Below are 15610 nucleotides of genomic sequence, written 5' to 3'. Positions count from 1 at the left end.
CTTCCCCGGTGCAAGCCCACCCCAAAAGCGAAAGCCGGAAAACGAAAACCCCCGCCGGCAGGGGCGGGGGTTTCGGGTGGGAGATTGGACAACGACCCGAATCGAGTTCGTTACGGCTGCTTCCTTCCGGACCTGACCGGGTTGGCGAGTGATCCGTCCATCGCCAACCTCCCGCGCTCTATATGGTCGATCGGCACCGGTTCGGCAAGGGCTTTGCGTCGGTCCCGAAAACCCCGCCAATGGGGGCCATCCGGATGCGTTCCCGGTGGACGGGGCGCGGGCGTTGGTTAACTTTGTCGCCATGGAACGGGCGGCAACCACGAGGATGGCGGCGCTGGCGGCGGCTTTCGCCCTTGCCGGCGGCTTTGCCATGCCCGCCCCCCTGGCCGCCGCCACCGAGGATCCGGCGCTCGCCGGCTGCCGCCGGCTGGTGAAGGAGAAATGGGAAGTATCCCGCCCGCTCGACCTCGAGGGCTGCCTCGACCGCCTGGCCGGCTCGCCCTCGCCTTATGACGAGCATGGCTACAAGCTGGCGCTTTGGGGCGATATCCTGCTCGCGACCGACGGCATCGGGCTTTACCAGTCGGACGACGGCGGCGTGCACTGGACCGTGGTGCGCCAGCCCGCCGATCTGGAGCGCGCCGCCCTGGACCACGCCCCGGCCGACCCGCCGCCGCAGCCCGCCGCCGTCGAGCCCCCGGCCGAACCCAAGCCGGATGCCGCCGCCACCGCCTCCCAGGCCGCGCGCTATCGCATGTGGCTGACGCTCGCCCGGCGCTGCGAGCCCACCCTGCCGGACGAGGGCACGCCCCTGCGCGACCTGCAATTCAAGGCGTCCGAATGCGAACGCCGCTTGCGCCTGCCGCCGGGCGATGTCTCGACAACTCAAAATTAAACCGGACAAAACGGCACCGAGGGGAGCCCCCGCCATCATGATCGAAGCCAGCGCCGCGACCACCTTCGCCGGCAATCCGCTCGACCGCGCCTCGGAACGGCGCAAGGACCAGGCCTGGCTCGACGCCCGCCTGAAGGACCGCGACAGCCAGTTCCTGCCGCTGTGGCGGACCCGGCCCTTCATCGTCGACCAGCAGGGCGACAGCGTGCTCGGCCTGCTGCGCGCCGGCCTGATCGACGACCTGATCGCGTCCGCGCCGCCGCCGGTCTTCCTCGGCCTCGACGGCGACCGGGCGGTCTTCGCGGTCGATCTCTCGGACGGGCCCGATCCGGCCCGGGGCGGGGCGCTGGCGGGCGTCGGCCGCTTCCAGGACCTGCGCGCCGCCGCCATGGTCCTCGACCAGCGCGACGCGGCGATCGCCGCCCAGGCCAAGGCCATCGTCGACTGGCACGACCGCCACCGTTTCTGCGCCCAATGCGGCGCCCCGAGCGCGGTCGAAGCGGCGGGCTGGTCGCGCCGCTGCACCCATGCCGCCTGCGGCGCGGAACATTTCCCCCGCACCGACCCGGTGGTGATCATGCTGGCGGTCCATGGCGACCGCTGCCTGCTGGGCCGCCAGCCGAAGTTTCCGCCCGGCTTCTATTCGGCGCTGGCCGGCTTCGTCGAGCCCGGCGAATCGATCGAGGAGGCGGTGCGCCGCGAACTGAAGGAAGAGGCCGGCATCAGCACCGGCCGGGTGACCTATTACGCCGCCCAGCCCTGGCCCTTCCCCTCGTCCCTGATGATCGGCTGCTTCGCCGAGGCGACCACCGAGGCGATCACCATCGACGGCGAGGAACTGGACGACGCTCGCTGGTTCAGCCGGGAGACCTGCGCCGAGGCCCTGGCCGGCCGGCTGCGCGACCTCGCCATGCCGCCACCCCTGGCCATCGCCCACCACCTGGTCCGGGCCTGGGTAGAGGGGAAAGTTTAGCTTTCCCCGTTCACCTTGCGCCGGAACGGATGGGCCGGATAGCAGCCGAGCACGCTGACGTCGGTCGAGAAGAAGGCCAGCTCCTCGAAGGCGAGCTGCACCGCCCGGTCGTCCGGGTGGCCCTCGATATCGGCATAGAACTGGGTCGCGGTGAAGCTGCCGCCGATCTGGTAGCTTTCCAGCTTGGTCATGTTGATGCCGTTGGTGGCGAAGCCGCCCAGCGCCTTGTAGAGGGCGGCCGGCACGTTCCGCACCCGGAACACGAAGGTGACGATGCTGGGCGTGCCTTGCGGCGGGTCGTGCCGTTCGCGCGCCAGCACGATGAACCGCGTGGTGTTGTGGGCCGCGTCCTCGATATTCGCCGCCACCGTATCCAGGCCATAGATTTCCGCCGCGAGGCCCGAGGCGATGGCGCCCACGGTCGGGTCGTTCCACAGCGCGACATCGCGCGCAGCACCTGCCGTATCGTCATGGACGACCGGGGTCAGGTGGCGCGCGGTCAGCAGGCGGCGGCATTGGGCCAGGGCCATCTGGTGGCTGTGCACCGTCTTCAGCCCGTCGAGAGTGGCGCCGCGGGGTGCCAGCAGCTGGTGGCGGATGCGCAGGAAATATTCGCCGACGATATGCAGCCCCGCCCCCGGCAGCAGCTGGTGAATGTCGGCGACGCGGCCGGCCAGGGTATTCTCGATCGGGATCACGCCGAAATCGGCGGTGCCGTCCTGGATCGCGCGCAGGGCCTCGTCGAAGGTCGGGCAGGGCAGCGGCGTCGCGTCGGGAAACAATTCCTTCAGGGCCTGGTGCGAGAAGGCGGCCGGCGCCCCCTGGTAGCAGACGACGGCGGTGCCGACACGGGCGGGATCGAAAGTCATCAGGCCTTGCCCTCGAGGATGGCGCGGGCCCGTTCCAGGTCTTCCGGCGTATCGACGCCGAGCGGCACCGTATCCACCGCCACCACGTCGATCCGCATCCCGGCTTCGAGCGCCCGCAATTGTTCGAGCTTTTCGCGCTGCTCGAGGGGCGAGGGAGGCAGCCCCACGAATCGGGTCAGCGCCGGGCGACGATAGGCATAAAGCCCGATGTGATGCCAGTGGGCGCCGGCCCCATGGGGCGCCGTTGCCCGGGTGAAATAGAGTGCGCGGCCGGTCCGCCCGTCCGCCGCCCAGGCGACCACCGCCTTCACCACATTGGGGTTGGTCCGTTCCGCCTCGACCCGGATCTCGGCCGCCAGGGTCGAGATGTCGACCGCGGGATCGGCCAGCGGCAGCAGGGCGGCGCGAATCACCCCCGGGTCGATGGTCGGCAGGTCGCCCTGGACGTTGACGACGATTTCCGCCGTCCCCGCCGGGTCGGCGATGGCCAGCGCCGCCGCGATCCGGTCGGAACCGGACGGCAGATCGGGCGCGGTCAGCACCGCCGTGCCGCCGGCCGCCGTCACCGCCGCCGCGATCTCGGGCTCCGCCGCGGCGACGATCACCGGGCCGATCCCCGCCTCCACCGCCCGGCGCCAGACCTGCACGATCATCGGCGCCCCGGCGATCCCGGCCAGCGGCTTGCCCGGCAGGCGGGTCGACGCCATGCGCGCCGGGATGACGACGACGGCCTTGCCGGCAGCGGCGGGGGGGAGTGGGGACATCGGGTGAATTCCTGTGATGGGGTCACGGCACCATTGGCGGCGGCGGCGTCCTGCGGCAACATGACACGGCGAAGATCGCGCGCCTTGCCGTCAGTTTCCGAGGCGATCGTGCGACCTTATACGGGTTGCACCTTTTGCTTGGAAGCGGCTAATCTCCGCGCGCCTGTCGGGGTATGTCCACCCCGAACGGAGGGGACGAGGGCAGATGGATTCCTTCGAGTTCAACAAGATCGCCGGCGCCGTGCTCGGCAGCGTGCTGGCGTTGATGATCGTCGGCAATATCGGCAATGCGCTGGTTTCGCCGCATAAGCTGGAAAAGCCGGTCTATGTCGTCGAGGGCGTCGAGACCGAGGCCGCCGCGGGCGGCGAAGCCGCAGCCGCGGCCGCGCCGGAAGACCCGCCGGTCGAGACCCTGCTGGCCGGCGCTTCGGTCGAGAACGGCCAGAAGCAGTTCGCGAAATGCGCCTCGTGCCACACGGTCGACAAGGGCGGCGCCGCCAAGGTCGGCCCGAATCTCTACGGCATCGTCGGCGCCAGCCACGGCCATGCCGCGGGCTTCGCCTATTCGGATGCGATCAAGGGCATCGCCGGTCCCTGGGACTACAAGGCGCTCTACGAGTTCATCCGCAACCCGAAGGCCTATGCCCCGGGCACCAAGATGGGCTTCGCCGGCCTGAAGAAGCCGCAGGATCGCGCCGACCTGATCGCCTATCTGCGGGCGCAGGCGGATTCGCCGGCTCCCCTGCCCTGATCCGGCAACGGTCCGGCAGGTCGGCATGATCTCGCGTCGCCACCTGCTGGCCGCCCTGGGCCTGGCCCCCCTCGCGGGGGCCATTCCCGTTTTCGGGGCCAGGGCCCAAGGCGCGCCGGTCCATGGCCTTGCCATGCACGGCGACCTGAAATATCCCGCCGGCTTTCCCCGCTTCGACTATGTCGATGCCGCGGCGCCCAAGGGCGGCGAATTGCGCCAGGGCGTGTTCGGCACCTTCGATTCGCTGAACCCCTTCATCTATATCGGCGATCCGGCGGCGGGTGCGGGGGCGATCTACGACACGCTGACCCTGCACGCCGACGACGAGCCTTTCTCGGAATACGGCCTGCTGGCAGCATCGATCCTGGTCGGGCCCGATCACGGCTTCGTCGACTATGTGCTGCGCCCCGAGGCGCGGTTTCACGACGGCGCCCCGGTCACGCCCGAGGATGCGATCTTCTCGATGGAGATCCTGCGCGAGAAGGGCCACCCCTTCTACGGCGCCTATTACGCCAATATCGCCAAGGCGGAAAAGACCGGCGAGCGCGCCCTGCGCTTCACCTTCGATAAGACCGGCAACCGCGAGCTGCCCCTGATCACCGGCCAGCTGCCCGTCCTGCCGCGCCATTACTGGCAGACCCGCGACTTCGGCCGGCCCAGCCTGGACGTGCCGCTGGGCAGCGGCGCCTATCGCATCGGCGCGGTCGATCCCGGGCGCAGCCTGACCCTGGAACGGGTGCCGGACTATTGGGCCGCCGACCTGAACATCTGCCGCGGGCGGAATAATTTCGACCGCCTGCGCTTCGAATATTTCCGCGACGAGACCACCCTGTTCGAAGCCTTCAAGGGCGGCGCCGTCGATGTCCGCCACGAGCGGGTGGCGCGCATCTGGGCCACCGGCTACGACTTCCCCGCCGTCAGGGACGGCCGGGTGGTGAAGCTGGAACTGCCGGACCACACGCCCGCCGGCATGCAGGGCTTCGTGCTGAACACGCGCCGGGCGAAATTCCAGGACCGCCGGGTGCGCCAGGCGCTGGGCCTCGCCTTCGATTTCGAATGGTCGAACAAGGCCCTGTTCTTCGGCGCCTACAGCCGCGCCGACAGTTACTTCAGCAATTCCGAAATGGCCGCCACCGGCCTGCCGGAAGGGGCCGAACTCGCCCTGCTGGAACCGTTCCGCGCGGCATTGCCGCCCGAAGTCTTCACCACCGTCTACCGGCCGCCGGTGTCCGACGCCTCGGGCCAGGACCGCGCCCTGCTGCGCCAGGCCCGCGACCTGCTGGCCGCCGCCGGCTACAAGGTGGTGGACAGGAAGCTGGTCGGCCCGGACGGCCTGCAATTGACCGTCGACTTCCTGATGGACGACGTGACCTTCAACCGGATCATCGAGCCCTTCATCAAGAATCTTCAGCTTCTCGGCATCGCGGCGACGCTGCGCAATGTCGATGCGGCGCAATACACCACGCTTCTGGCCGATTTCGATTTCGACGCGGTGGTCGCGACCTATCCCCAGTCCCTCTCCCCCGGCAACGAGCAGCGCGAATTCTTCGGCAGCGCCGCCGCCGATGCCAAGGGCAGCCGCAACCTGATCGGCATCAAGGACAAGGTGGTGGACGCTCTGATCGACAAGGTGATCTTCGCCGAAAGCCGCGATGCCCTGGTCACCGCCTGCCGCGCCCTGGACCGGGTCCTGAGCTGGCAATTCTACGTCGTGCCGCAATGGTATTCGGGCGTTACCCGCATGGCCGTCTGGGATCGCTTCGGCCGCCCGGCGACCTTGCCGAAATATGCCTCCGGTTTTTCGGATACCTGGTGGTTCGACCCGGAAAAAGCCGCCAAAATAAAGGGATAGCGCTTTAAAGCGCGGCACGGCTTGCTATCATCCGCCGTGATGTGGCACCCCTTTTCCAGATTGCTCCTCGCCGCGGCGGCTGCGTTCGCCGTGGCAAGCCCATTGGCGGCGGCGCCGCAGCACGGGTTTTCCCCCTTCGGCGACCTGAAATACCCCGCCGGCTTCAGCCATTTCGACTATGTGAACCCGGATGCGCCCAAGGGGGGCGTGCTTCGCCTGTCGTCCCTCGGCACTTTCGATTCGCTCAATCCCTTCATCGTCCGCGGCCTGCCCGTCACCCTGACCGGCCTGACCCAGGACACGCTGCTGGCCCAGAGCGCGGACGAGCCTGATTCCTTCTACGGGCTGCTGGCGGATTCGATCGACGTCGCCCCCGATTTCATGACCGTCACCTTCCGCCTGCGGCCCGAGGCGCGTTTCGCCGACGGCAGCCCGGTGACCGCCGCCGACGTGGTGTTCACGGCAAGGACGCTGGAACGGGACGGCGACCCGGTCTGGGCCCAGCGCCTGGCCGATATCGCCGCGATCGAGGCGCCGGATGCCCTGACCGTGGTCGTCCGCTTCAAGGCGGCGACGTCCCAGACCCTGCCGATCGGCATCGCCACCATGCCCGTGCTGTCGGCCGCATGGTGGCAGGGCCGCACCTTCGACCAGCCGGGGCTCGATGCGCCGCTCGGCTCCGGTCCCTATCGGGTGGCCGCGGTCGAGGCCGGCCGCGCCATCACCTACGAGCGCCGCGCCGACTATTGGGGCGCGGACCTGCCGGTGAACCGGGGGCGGTTCAATTTCGATCGTATCCGGGTCGATTACTACCGCGACCGCGACGTCGATTTCGAAGCCTTCAAGGCCGGCGCCTATGATTTCCGCGAGGAATTCACCGCCCGCATCTGGGCGACCGGCTATGCCGGCCCCGCCTTCGACAAGGGCCTGATCCGGCGCGACACGGTGGCCGACGAAAGGCCCAGCGGCATCCAGGCCTATTTCATGAATCTGCGGCGCGAGAAATTCGCCGATGTCCGGGTGCGCCGCGCCATCGGCCTCGCCTTCGATTTCGAATGGTCGAACAAGGCGCTGTTCTTCGGCGCCTATGCGCGCATGGCCTCCATCTTCGAGAATTCGCCCCTGGCCGCCCACGATTGGCCGAGCCCGGCCGAACTGGCCATTCTGGAAATGTATCGCGGCCAGATCCCGGACACGGTCTTCGGCGGGCCCTATATGCCGGCGCGGACCGATGGTTCGGGCAATATCCGCGACCGCCTGCTGCTGGCCCGCGATCTCCTGGCCGAGGCGGGCTGGACCGTGCGCGATCGCAAGCTGGTGAACGCCAGGGGCGAGCCCTTCGAGATCGAATTCCTGAACTTCGAGCCGGCCTTCGCCCGCATCATGCAGCCCTTCATCCAGAATCTGGAACGGCTGGGGTTCACCGCCCGCTACCGCGAGATCGACATCACCTCCTACCAGACCCGGGTGCAGGATTTCGATTTCGACGTGATCAGCGCCCGCTTCGCGCTCAGCCCGACGCCGACCACCGAATTGCGCGGCCTCTGGGCCTCGGCGGCGGCGGATGCGGTCGGCAGCCTGAACCTGGCCGGCATCCGCAACCCGGTGGTCGATGACCTGATCGAGCGCATGGTCTCGGCCGACAACCGCCGCGACTATGTGAATGCCGCCCATGCCCTGGACCGGGTGGTGATGTGGAACGAATACCTCATCCCGCAATGGTTCAAGGGCGGGCGCACCATCGCCTGGTGGGACCGTTTCGGCCGCCCGGCCAAGGCCCCCCTGCACGACATCGGCCATGTCGATACCTGGTGGCTCGACCCCGGCCGCGCCGCCGCCATCGACGCCGGAAGGGCGCCCTGATGGCCACCTATCTGCTGCGCCGCCTGCTGCTGATCGTGCCGACCCTGTTCGGCATCGTCCTGATCAATTTCCTGGTCATCCAGCTGGCCCCGGGCGGCCCGGTCGAACAGGTCATCGCCCGTTACACCAGCACCTCCGACGCTGCGACCCAGGGGCGCCTGTCGTCCGGCGGCGCGGAAACCCTGACCGGCGGCGGCAGCGGCGATCGCTACCGCGGCGCCCGCGGCCTCAACCCCGACTTCATCAAGAAGCTGGAGGTCCAGTTCGGTTACGACAAGCCGCTGCACGAGCGCTTCTTCAAGATGGTCGGGGATTTCCTGCGCTTCGACCTCGGCACCAGTTTCTTCCAGGGCCGCCCGGTTCTCGACCTGATCCTGGACAAGCTACCGGTCTCGATCTCGCTCGGGCTGTGGACCACGCTGCTGATCTACCTGATCTCCATCCCCCTCGGCATCGCCAAGGCGGTGCGGGACGGCAGCCGTTTCGACATCTGGACCAGCGGCGCCATCGTCCTCGGCTATGCCATCCCGTCGTTCCTGATCGCCGTCCTTCTCATCGTGCTTTTCGCCGGCGGCAGCTTCTGGTCGGTCTTTCCGCTCCGCGGCCTGGTGTCGGAGGGGTTCGACAGCCTCTCCCTGGCCGGCAAGATCGGCGATTATGCCTGGCACATGGCGCTGCCCGTGATCTCGATGGTTCTCGGCGGTTTCGCCACCCTGACCCTGCTGACCAAGAATTCCTTCATCGACGAGATCGGCAAGCAATATGTGACCACCGCCCGCGCCAAGGGCCTGAGCGAGGGGCGTATCCTCTACGGTCACGTCTTCCGCAATGCCATGCTGATCATCATCGCCGGCTTCCCCGCCGCCTTCATCGGCATTCTCTTCACCTCCAGCCTGCTGATCGAAGTCATCTTCTCTCTCGACGGCCTCGGCCTGCTCGGCTTCCAGGCGGCGGAGAAGCGGGATTATCCGATCATCTTCGGCACGCTCTATCTCTTCTCCCTGATCGGCCTGCTGACTTCGATCGTCTCGGACCTCACCTATACGCTGGTCGATCCGCGGATCGATTTCGAGCGGCGGGGCTAGGCCCATGGCCGGTTTCAGCCTCAGCCCGGTCACGCGGCGGCGCCTGGCCCGCTTCCGGGCCAACCGGCGTGGCTTCTGGTCGCTGTGGCTGTTCCTCGTCCTGTTCGGCCTCAGCCTCTTTGCCGAATTCATCGCCAACGACCGCCCGCTCTATATCGGCATGGAGGGCAAGTCCTACTACCCGGTCCTGACCGATTACGCCGAGACCGACCTCGGCGGCGATTTCGACACGCCGGCGGATTACACCAGCACCTATCTGCGCGACCTGTTCGCCGAGAAGGGCGCCACGGTGGTCTGGCCCCTGATCCCCTATGCCTGGGACACGGTGGTGCGCGAGGCCGCGCCCTATCCCGCCCCGCCCTCCGCCGCCAACTGGCTGGGCACGGACAATGACGGGCGGGACATCGTTGCCACCCTGATTTACGGCTTCCGCATCTCGATCCTGTTCGGCCTGGCGCTGACCGTCTGCGCCAGCGTGGTCGGCGTGCTGGCCGGCCTCGCGCAAGGGTATCTGGGCGGCTTGACCGATCTTCTGATGCAGCGCTTCATCGAAATCTGGTCGGGCATGCCGGTCCTCTACCTGCTGATCATCCTGTCGGCCGTGATCGAGCCGACCTTCTTCTGGCTGCTGGGCCTGATGCTGCTGTTCTCCTGGATGGAACTGGTCGGCCTCGTCCGGGCCGAGGCGCTGCGGGCGCGGAATTTCGATTACGTGCGGGCGGCCCGGGCGCTGGGCCTCACCGATCTCCGCATCATGCTGCGCCATGTCCTGCCGAACACGCTGGTCGCCACCATCACCATGATGCCCTTCGTGATGAACGGCTCGATCTCGACCTTGACCTCGCTCGATTATCTGCGCTTCGGCTTGCAGCAATCGGCGCCGTCGCTGGGCAAGCTGCTGTCCCAGGCCAAGGACCTTGCCGTGCAGGCGCCCTGGATCCCCCTGTCCGCCTTCGCCACCGTCGCCCTGATTCTCAGCCTGCTCGTCTTCATCGGCGAGGCGACGCGGGATGCCTTCGACCCGAGGCGCGGGCCATGAGCGCGCCGCTCCTCGCCATCCGCGACCTTTGCGTGCGCTTCCGCAACGAGAAGGGCACGCGCGACGTGGTGGCCGGCGTCTCGCTCGACGTGAACCCGGGCGAGATCGTCGCCCTGGTGGGCGAAAGCGGTTCCGGCAAATCGGTCACCGCCCTGTCGATCCTGCAATTGCTGCCCCCCGGCCTCGGCAGCAATCCCGCCGGTTCCATCCGCCTCGACGGGACCGAGATGGTGGGCGCGCCCGAGGCCGTGCTGCGCGCCGCGCGCGGGCCGAAGGCGGCGATGATCTTCCAGGAGCCGATGACGGCCCTGAACCCCCTGCACAGCATCGGCCGCCAGATCGGCGAGGTGCTGGCCCTGCGCAGCCCGCTCGATGCCACCGCTCGGCGCCGCCGGATCGGCGATCTCCTGCGCGAAGTCGGCCTGGAGGCGCTGGCCGGGCGGCTGGACGCCTTCCCGCATCAATTGTCCGGCGGCCAGCGCCAGCGGGTGATGATCGCCATGGCGCTGGCCGCCGAGCCCCGCCTGCTGATCGCCGACGAGCCGACCACCGCCCTCGACGTGACGGTGGAAGCGAAGATCCTGGACCTGCTGCACCATCTGGTCGAAAGCCGGGGCCTGGGCCTTTTGCTGATCACCCATAATCTGAATGTCGTCCGCCGCCATGCCGACCGGGTTCTGGTCATGCACCAGGGCGCCCTGGTCGAGGGCGGCCCGACCGAGGCGATCTTCACCGCCCCCGCCCACGACTATACAAGGCACCTGATCGCGGCCGAGCCCAAGGGCCGCCCGGCGCCGGTGGCGCCCGAGGCGCCGGACGTGCTGAACGCCGCCGACATCCGCGTCGCCTTCACCCTCAGCCGGACCGTGTTCGGCGCGACGCGCAGCGAATTGGTCGCGGTCGATCGCGCCGCCCTCACCGTTCGCCGGGGCGAGACCCTGGCGATCGTCGGCGAAAGCGGTTCGGGCAAGTCGACGCTGGGCTTCGCCCTGCTCCGCCTCGTGCCCTCGACCGGGCGGATCGTCTTTCTCGGGCAGGACCTGCGCCGCCTGTCCGGGCGGGCGCTGCGGGCAAGACGACGGGCGTTCCAGATCGTGTTCCAGGACCCCTATGGTTCCCTCAGCCCGCGCATGACCATCGGCGACGTGGTGGGCGAAGGGCTGGCCGCCCATGGCCTCGAAGCCGATGCGGCGGCGCGGCGCGCCCGGGTCCAGGCGGTGCTGGCCGAAGTCGGCCTCGACCCTGAGATGATCGACCGTTTCCCCCATGAATTTTCCGGCGGCCAGCGCCAGCGGGTGGCAATCGCCCGGGCGCTGGCCCTCGATCCCGATCTCGTGGTGCTGGACGAGCCGACCTCGGCCCTCGACCGCTCGATCCAGGCCCAGGTGATCGACCTGCTGCGCGCGATCCAGGCGAAACGCGGCCTCGCCTATCTGTTCATCTCCCATGACCTCAAGGTCGTGCGCGCCATGAGCCACCGCCTGATCGTGATGAAGGCCGGCCGCATCGTCGAGACCGGCCCGGTGGAAGCGGTCATCGCCGCCCCGCGCGAAGCCTATACCAAGGCCTTGATCGACGCCGCCATGCTGAATGCCTAACCGCCGAACAGCCGCCGGCCCAGGTTGACGGCGGCGGCGGCCAGGCTTTTCTGCTCCGCCCCCCGGCGCCAGTAGGACACCACCAGTTGCCGGCCTTTCGGCACCCCCCGCGTCTCGCGGAGGTAATGGCGGATCCGGCGGAACGCCTCGTATTCGAGGCCGGCCCAGACCTGGATATCCGCCTCGCCGGGCGGGAATTCGACCGCGCGCAGGGCGTCGAACAGCAGTCCGGTGGTGCCGGGGGCGGCGCCCCGGCGGTACAGCCAGCGGATCTCGACCGCGGCCGTGGTCGCGAAACCCTGTTCGTCTTCCGGGCCGTCGACCTCGATCAGGGCGAGCGCCCGGCTGACCGCCGGCAGGGCTTCGAGGCAGCGGCCGATCGCCGGCAGGGCCGCATCGTCCCCGAGAAAGAGGCAGAAGGCCGCGGGCGTGAAACCGCCGCCGCCGGGACCGATGACATCGATCCGGTCGCCCGGCTGCGCGCCCGCGCCCTAGGCGGCGCCGGGCCCGCCGTCGCCATGCAGCGCGACATCGACATCGATCAGGCCGGCTGCGGCGTCGAAACGCCGGATGGTATATTTCCGCGCCGCCGTACCGCCGCCGGGCACCGGCACGAACAGGCGGCAATGCATGTCGTCGGGGCTGAGCAGGGCGCCGATATCGCCCTTCAGGGTGATGCGGCGCATATGGGGCGTCAGGTGTTCCGCCCCGACCACGGTCAGGGTTCTGAGACCGCTCATGTTTCCGTCTCCTCGGCCGGGCCGGACAGGAAGCGCAGCATTTCGGAGAAGACCGCCGTCAGCGCCGACTGGTGGTTTTCCCCGGCCAATACAAGACAGCGGCGGCGCAGCCCCTTCGGCCCCGATGCCGCCAGCACTTCGTCGAACCGGCGGGCATGGCCGATCAGCATGCGGTTGATATCGTCCTGCCCCGCCATCTCGAATTCCGCGACCGCGATCAAGACCTCGCCAGCGAGAGCGGCCGGCAGGCCGGCGATGCGCTCCGGCGCCGAACGGATGAGACTTTCACCATCCCACCACAGCGACGGGCTGATCGCGGCATGGGACCGGAACGCGCCCGGCCGCTCCAGCAGGGCGTAGAGGGCGAAATAGCCGCCGAAGGAATGGCCACACAGGGCCCGGCGCGCCATGTCGAGGGGATAGCGCCGGGCCAGGGCGGCGGAGAGCGGCCCGGTCAGGAAATCGAGGAAATTCGCCGCCCCGCCCGGCTGGTGCCAGGGCGCCCCCTGCATGAAGCGATCGCGCAGCCGGGCGGAGACATGGGGCGGCAGGAAATCGCGGGCGCGCCGGCCGAGATCCACCGGCTCCGGCCCCGGATAGCCGATGGCGACCACGGCGACCGGCCCGACGCCGCTGTGCCCGGGAAAGCGCGCCTGGGCGCGCAGCGCATCGAGCGCCGTGCCGATCCAGGCATCGCCGTCGAGCAGATAGAGACAAGGATAGCCCCCCGCCGGCACCGGCACCGGCGGCAGCACGACATAGATGGTGTGACGCCCGCCCGGCCCCTCGATGGCGAAACGCTGGACCTCGCCGAACGGCAGGCCGGGGCCCAGCGGCTCCAGCGCATCACCCGCGAGCCGGGCCACGCGCCGGCCGATCGCCCGGTGCTGGACCCTTCGCGTCACCGTGCGGCCGACCTCGTGCAGATAGCGCAGCAGCATCGCCCTGCCACGCCACGCTCATGCCGAGGCCGAGCACCCGGCCCCGGCCGACATAGGCCCCGGTCACCCCCTCGCGGAACGGGGCCGCGAAGGAGATCGGCCGGGAATCGAGCAGGTTGCGGCCGAAGGCATAGAACCCCAGGTGTTCCCCGGCCCAGCCCAGGCGGGCATTGACCATGGCATAGGGATCGAGCTTCCGGCTGTTGGCGGCATCGGTCTGGCGCGAGCCGACATATTGGTAGTCGGCCGAGACCAGGAAGGCACCGGGCAGGCCCAGCCCCGCCGCCGGCAGGCGGTAGTCGAGGCCGAGGCTGACCGTCCAGGTCGGCACCATGGGCACCTTGTTGCCCCGGGCGGCGCCGGCCGCCGCCGATTCCGCCGTGGCCGCGCCCTGGCGGGTTTCGGTGAAGCCGGCGCCGGCGCGCAGCACCAGCCCCTCGACCGGCTCCGCCACCAGGCTCGCCTCGAAGCCGTAGCTGCGATAGTCCTGGTTGGCGAAGAAGATCTGCACCGTATCCGGGTCGAAGGAGGCGAGCTGGCCGTCGGTCACGTCGTTGTGAAAGAGGCTGGCGTCGAGGCGGAGGCCCGGCAGCAGCCCGGCCTTGATCCCGGCCTCGACCGTCATCGCCCGCGCCGGGCGGAACGGGGTATTGGCCACCCCTTGCGCGGCATAGGGGGTGAGGCGCTCGAACCCGCCGGAAGCATAACCCCAGGCGATCGAGGCATAGGTCATCACCGTATCCGCCCAGTGGCGGGATAGCGCAACCCGGCCGGTGACATAGGTATCCGCCGCCTCGTCCCTCTGATCGAAGGCGGCGACCGTGCCCGGATAGCCGTTGCTGCGATAGCGGCCCTCGAACGCCTGTTCGTCGCGGGCGATGCGGATGCCGCCCGAAAGCACCCAGGTCTCGAACAGGGGAACCGAGAGATCGGCGAAGCCGGCCAGGGTCTCGCTGTCGATCCGGTTGTCGACCTTGCCGTTCAGGACCGCGAACAGCAGCGTCTTCATGTCCCGGTGGATTTCATAGGCGGAACGGAAATAGTTCAGCCCCGCCACCCATTGCACCGGGGCATCCTTGGCCGCATTCGCCCGGATTTCCTGGGTGAAGATGCCCTCCGCCTCGGCGGTGCGGATCTTGTCCTGGTCCGGGTTGGTGAACAGCGCGGCCGGGATGAAATCGAGAAAGCCGGGCAGGCCGAGATAGGCGCCGTAAAGCAGGGTGTCGCTGAAATCGCCGGCGTTCAGGATATCGATATCCTGGTAGCCGGTGACCGAGGTCAGGGTGAAATTCTCGAAACGGCGCGCCACCGTCAGCGTGCCATGGCCGATGGTGCGGCGGCCGAGCGACGGCGTGTCCGAGGCACTGACCGGGAAACCCGGCGCGCCCACCAGCAGGTAGGCCGGATTGTCCCGCTCGTCGCGGCCATAGCCGCCGGTGAGGTCGATGGTCCAGGCTTCCCCGGGGGTGAAGCGCAGGCTGGCGCGGGCGGCGGCGATGTCCGCCCCGCCCTCGGTCTTGCCCGTGATGATGTTCGGAATATCGCCGTCGAATTCCTGGTAGCGGACGACGGCGCGCCCGGCCAGGCGCTCGGGCACCAGCCAGCCGCCGGCCAGGGCCTGCACCAGGCTATAGCCGTCGCTGCCGGTTTCCGCGTCCAGCCGCGCCTCGCCATAGCCGTCCGCCGGCATGGTGACGACATTGATCCCGCCGGCCAGCGCATTCCGCCCGAAAGCCGTGCCCTGGGGCCCGCGCAGCACTTCCACCCGCTCGACATCCATCAGCAGGGGGGCGAGGCCCGACAGGCTGGTCGGCACACCGTCGACGGAAAAGCCGACCGTATTGTCCAGCGTGTTGAGGGGCGAGCCCAGGGTGGCGACGCCCCGCATGGTCATATAGGCCTCGCCCGCCCGCGACAGGTCGACGAAATTGCTGGTCGGCGACTGGCGGGCAATCTCGGCGCCGGGATCGAGGGTGGAGAGCGGGATCTGGTCCGCCTGCAGGATGGTGGCGGCGACCGGCATCGCCCCCTCGTCCTGGTCGCGCTTGGTGGCGCTCACCGTCACGGTGTCGAGAACCTCGGCCGGTGCCGCGCCATTCTCCTCGGCAAACGCCCAGGACCCGAGGACGAGCCCGAGGGCGGTGCCGGCCGCCAGCGGCCGTAAAGCGGAACGGTTCATGCGCGCGACCAAAATGAGAATGACTATCAAAAACGATTGATAGCGGGTCGCGGCACCGGCG

Annotated in this window: 14 protein-coding genes and 1 other RNA gene; 8 read left to right on the top strand and 7 right to left on the bottom strand. The window is 68.9% G+C overall.

The window, feature by feature from the left end:
* Positions 1 to 76: 76 nt before the first annotated feature.
* Positions 77 to 172, bottom strand: an RNA gene (gene ffs, locus DKG75_RS07405) — signal recognition particle sRNA small type.
* Between the two features lie 111 nt (positions 173 to 283).
* On the opposite strand from ffs, the gene DKG75_RS07400 reads away from it, so the two are divergent.
* Both DKG75_RS07400 and nudC read left to right on the top strand, forming a co-directional pair.
* Complete coding sequence (locus tag DKG75_RS07400; protein WP_146210377.1) at positions 284 to 895, top strand: hypothetical protein; 612 nt, start codon at positions 284 to 286, stop codon at positions 893 to 895.
* 37 nt (positions 896 to 932) lie between these two features.
* Complete coding sequence (gene nudC, locus DKG75_RS07395) at positions 933 to 1868, top strand: NAD(+) diphosphatase (protein WP_109920450.1); 936 nt, start codon at positions 933 to 935, stop codon at positions 1866 to 1868.
* On the opposite strand, the gene DKG75_RS07390 is transcribed toward nudC, so the two are convergent.
* Both DKG75_RS07390 and DKG75_RS07385 read right to left on the bottom strand, forming a co-directional pair.
* Positions 1865 to 2737 (bottom strand): prephenate dehydratase, encoded by an 873-nt coding sequence (locus DKG75_RS07390; RefSeq protein WP_109920449.1) that lies wholly within the window; start codon positions 2735 to 2737, stop codon positions 1865 to 1867. The two genes, nudC and DKG75_RS07390, sit on opposite strands and share 4 nt — an antisense overlap.
* Entirely contained in the window at positions 2737 to 3501 is a 765-nt protein-coding gene (locus DKG75_RS07385; RefSeq protein WP_109920448.1) for a 3-deoxy-manno-octulosonate cytidylyltransferase, read from the bottom strand. The genes DKG75_RS07390 and DKG75_RS07385 overlap by 1 nt, the downstream gene beginning before the upstream one ends.
* 205 nt (positions 3502 to 3706) lie before the next feature.
* Here DKG75_RS07385 and DKG75_RS07380 point away from each other — a divergent pair, with 205 nt between their 5' ends.
* The 6 genes from DKG75_RS07380 to DKG75_RS07355 all read left to right on the top strand — a co-directional run bounded on the left by DKG75_RS07380 (position 3707) and on the right by DKG75_RS07355 (position 11689).
* The gene (locus DKG75_RS07380) at positions 3707 to 4252 is read left to right on the top strand and encodes a c-type cytochrome (RefSeq protein ID WP_109920447.1); all 546 of its coding nucleotides are present in this window, start codon (positions 3707 to 3709) and stop codon (positions 4250 to 4252) included.
* Between the two features lie 25 nt (positions 4253 to 4277).
* Positions 4278 to 6104: an extracellular solute-binding protein gene (locus DKG75_RS07375; RefSeq protein WP_109920446.1), complete on the top strand. Its 1827-nt coding sequence runs from the start codon at positions 4278 to 4280 to the stop codon at positions 6102 to 6104.
* A gap of 90 nt (positions 6105 to 6194) precedes the next feature.
* Positions 6195 to 7967: an extracellular solute-binding protein gene (locus DKG75_RS07370; protein WP_208112049.1), complete on the top strand. Its 1773-nt coding sequence runs from the start codon at positions 6195 to 6197 to the stop codon at positions 7965 to 7967.
* Entirely contained in the window at positions 7967 to 9052 is a 1086-nt protein-coding gene (locus DKG75_RS07365; protein WP_109920444.1) for a microcin C ABC transporter permease YejB, read from the top strand. Before DKG75_RS07370 ends, DKG75_RS07365 begins: the two co-directional genes overlap by 1 nt.
* Positions 9053 to 9056: 4 nt before the next feature.
* Positions 9057 to 10091: an ABC transporter permease gene (locus tag DKG75_RS07360; RefSeq protein WP_109920443.1), complete on the top strand. Its 1035-nt coding sequence runs from the start codon at positions 9057 to 9059 to the stop codon at positions 10089 to 10091.
* Positions 10088 to 11689 (top strand): ABC transporter ATP-binding protein, encoded by a 1602-nt coding sequence (locus DKG75_RS07355; RefSeq protein ID WP_109920442.1) that lies wholly within the window; start codon positions 10088 to 10090, stop codon positions 11687 to 11689. Before DKG75_RS07360 ends, DKG75_RS07355 begins: the two co-directional genes overlap by 4 nt.
* On the opposite strand, the gene DKG75_RS23735 is transcribed toward DKG75_RS07355, so the two are convergent.
* From DKG75_RS23735 to DKG75_RS07335, 4 genes are read right to left on the bottom strand one after another with little or no spacing between them, the layout of a single operon-like run.
* Positions 11686 to 12144 (bottom strand): siderophore-interacting protein, encoded by a 459-nt coding sequence (locus DKG75_RS23735; protein WP_279573932.1) that lies wholly within the window; start codon positions 12142 to 12144, stop codon positions 11686 to 11688. The genes DKG75_RS07355 and DKG75_RS23735 overlap by 4 nt on opposite strands.
* A 36-nt stretch (positions 12145 to 12180) precedes the next feature.
* Positions 12181 to 12429, bottom strand: a complete 249-nt coding sequence (locus DKG75_RS07345) for a siderophore-interacting protein (protein ID WP_109920440.1) — start codon at positions 12427 to 12429, stop codon at positions 12181 to 12183.
* Complete coding sequence (locus DKG75_RS07340; RefSeq protein WP_109920439.1) at positions 12426 to 13370, bottom strand: alpha/beta hydrolase; 945 nt, start codon at positions 13368 to 13370, stop codon at positions 12426 to 12428. Before DKG75_RS07340 ends, DKG75_RS07345 begins: the two co-directional genes overlap by 4 nt.
* Positions 13276 to 15549 (bottom strand): TonB-dependent receptor, encoded by a 2274-nt coding sequence (locus tag DKG75_RS07335; RefSeq protein WP_109920438.1) that lies wholly within the window; start codon positions 15547 to 15549, stop codon positions 13276 to 13278. Before DKG75_RS07335 ends, DKG75_RS07340 begins: the two co-directional genes overlap by 95 nt.
* Between the last annotated feature and the right edge of the window lie 61 nt (positions 15550 to 15610).

Origin of the sequence: Zavarzinia compransoris (assembly GCF_003173055.1) — a bacterium.
In the GTDB taxonomy this organism is placed as follows: domain Bacteria; phylum Pseudomonadota; class Alphaproteobacteria; order Zavarziniales; family Zavarziniaceae; genus Zavarzinia; species Zavarzinia compransoris.
Note: the sequence above shows the minus strand (reverse complement) of the source record. Positions and strands in the feature narration are given on the sequence as shown.

Excerpts from the sequence above, each read along its gene's own strand:
- DKG75_RS07340 (WP_109920439.1), bottom strand. The coding sequence starts at position 13,370 with ATGCTGCTGCGCTATCTGCACGAGGTCGGCCGCACGGTGACGCGAAGG.
- DKG75_RS07375 (WP_109920446.1), top strand. The coding sequence starts at position 4,278 with ATGATCTCGCGTCGCCACCTGCTGGCCGCCCTGGGCCTGGCCCCCCTC.
- DKG75_RS07380 (WP_109920447.1), top strand. The coding sequence starts at position 3,707 with ATGGATTCCTTCGAGTTCAACAAGATCGCCGGCGCCGTGCTCGGCAGC.
- DKG75_RS07345 (WP_109920440.1), bottom strand. The coding sequence starts at position 12,429 with ATGAGCGGTCTCAGAACCCTGACCGTGGTCGGGGCGGAACACCTGACG.
- nudC (WP_109920450.1), top strand. The coding sequence starts at position 933 with ATGATCGAAGCCAGCGCCGCGACCACCTTCGCCGGCAATCCGCTCGAC.
- DKG75_RS07355 (WP_109920442.1), top strand. The coding sequence starts at position 10,088 with ATGAGCGCGCCGCTCCTCGCCATCCGCGACCTTTGCGTGCGCTTCCGC.
- DKG75_RS07365 (WP_109920444.1), top strand. The coding sequence starts at position 7,967 with ATGGCCACCTATCTGCTGCGCCGCCTGCTGCTGATCGTGCCGACCCTG.
- DKG75_RS07360 (WP_109920443.1), top strand. The coding sequence starts at position 9,057 with ATGGCCGGTTTCAGCCTCAGCCCGGTCACGCGGCGGCGCCTGGCCCGC.
- DKG75_RS07385 (WP_109920448.1), bottom strand. The coding sequence starts at position 3,501 with ATGTCCCCACTCCCCCCCGCCGCTGCCGGCAAGGCCGTCGTCGTCATC.
- DKG75_RS07390 (WP_109920449.1), bottom strand. The coding sequence starts at position 2,737 with ATGACTTTCGATCCCGCCCGTGTCGGCACCGCCGTCGTCTGCTACCAG.
- DKG75_RS07335 (WP_109920438.1), bottom strand. The coding sequence starts at position 15,549 with ATGAACCGTTCCGCTTTACGGCCGCTGGCGGCCGGCACCGCCCTCGGG.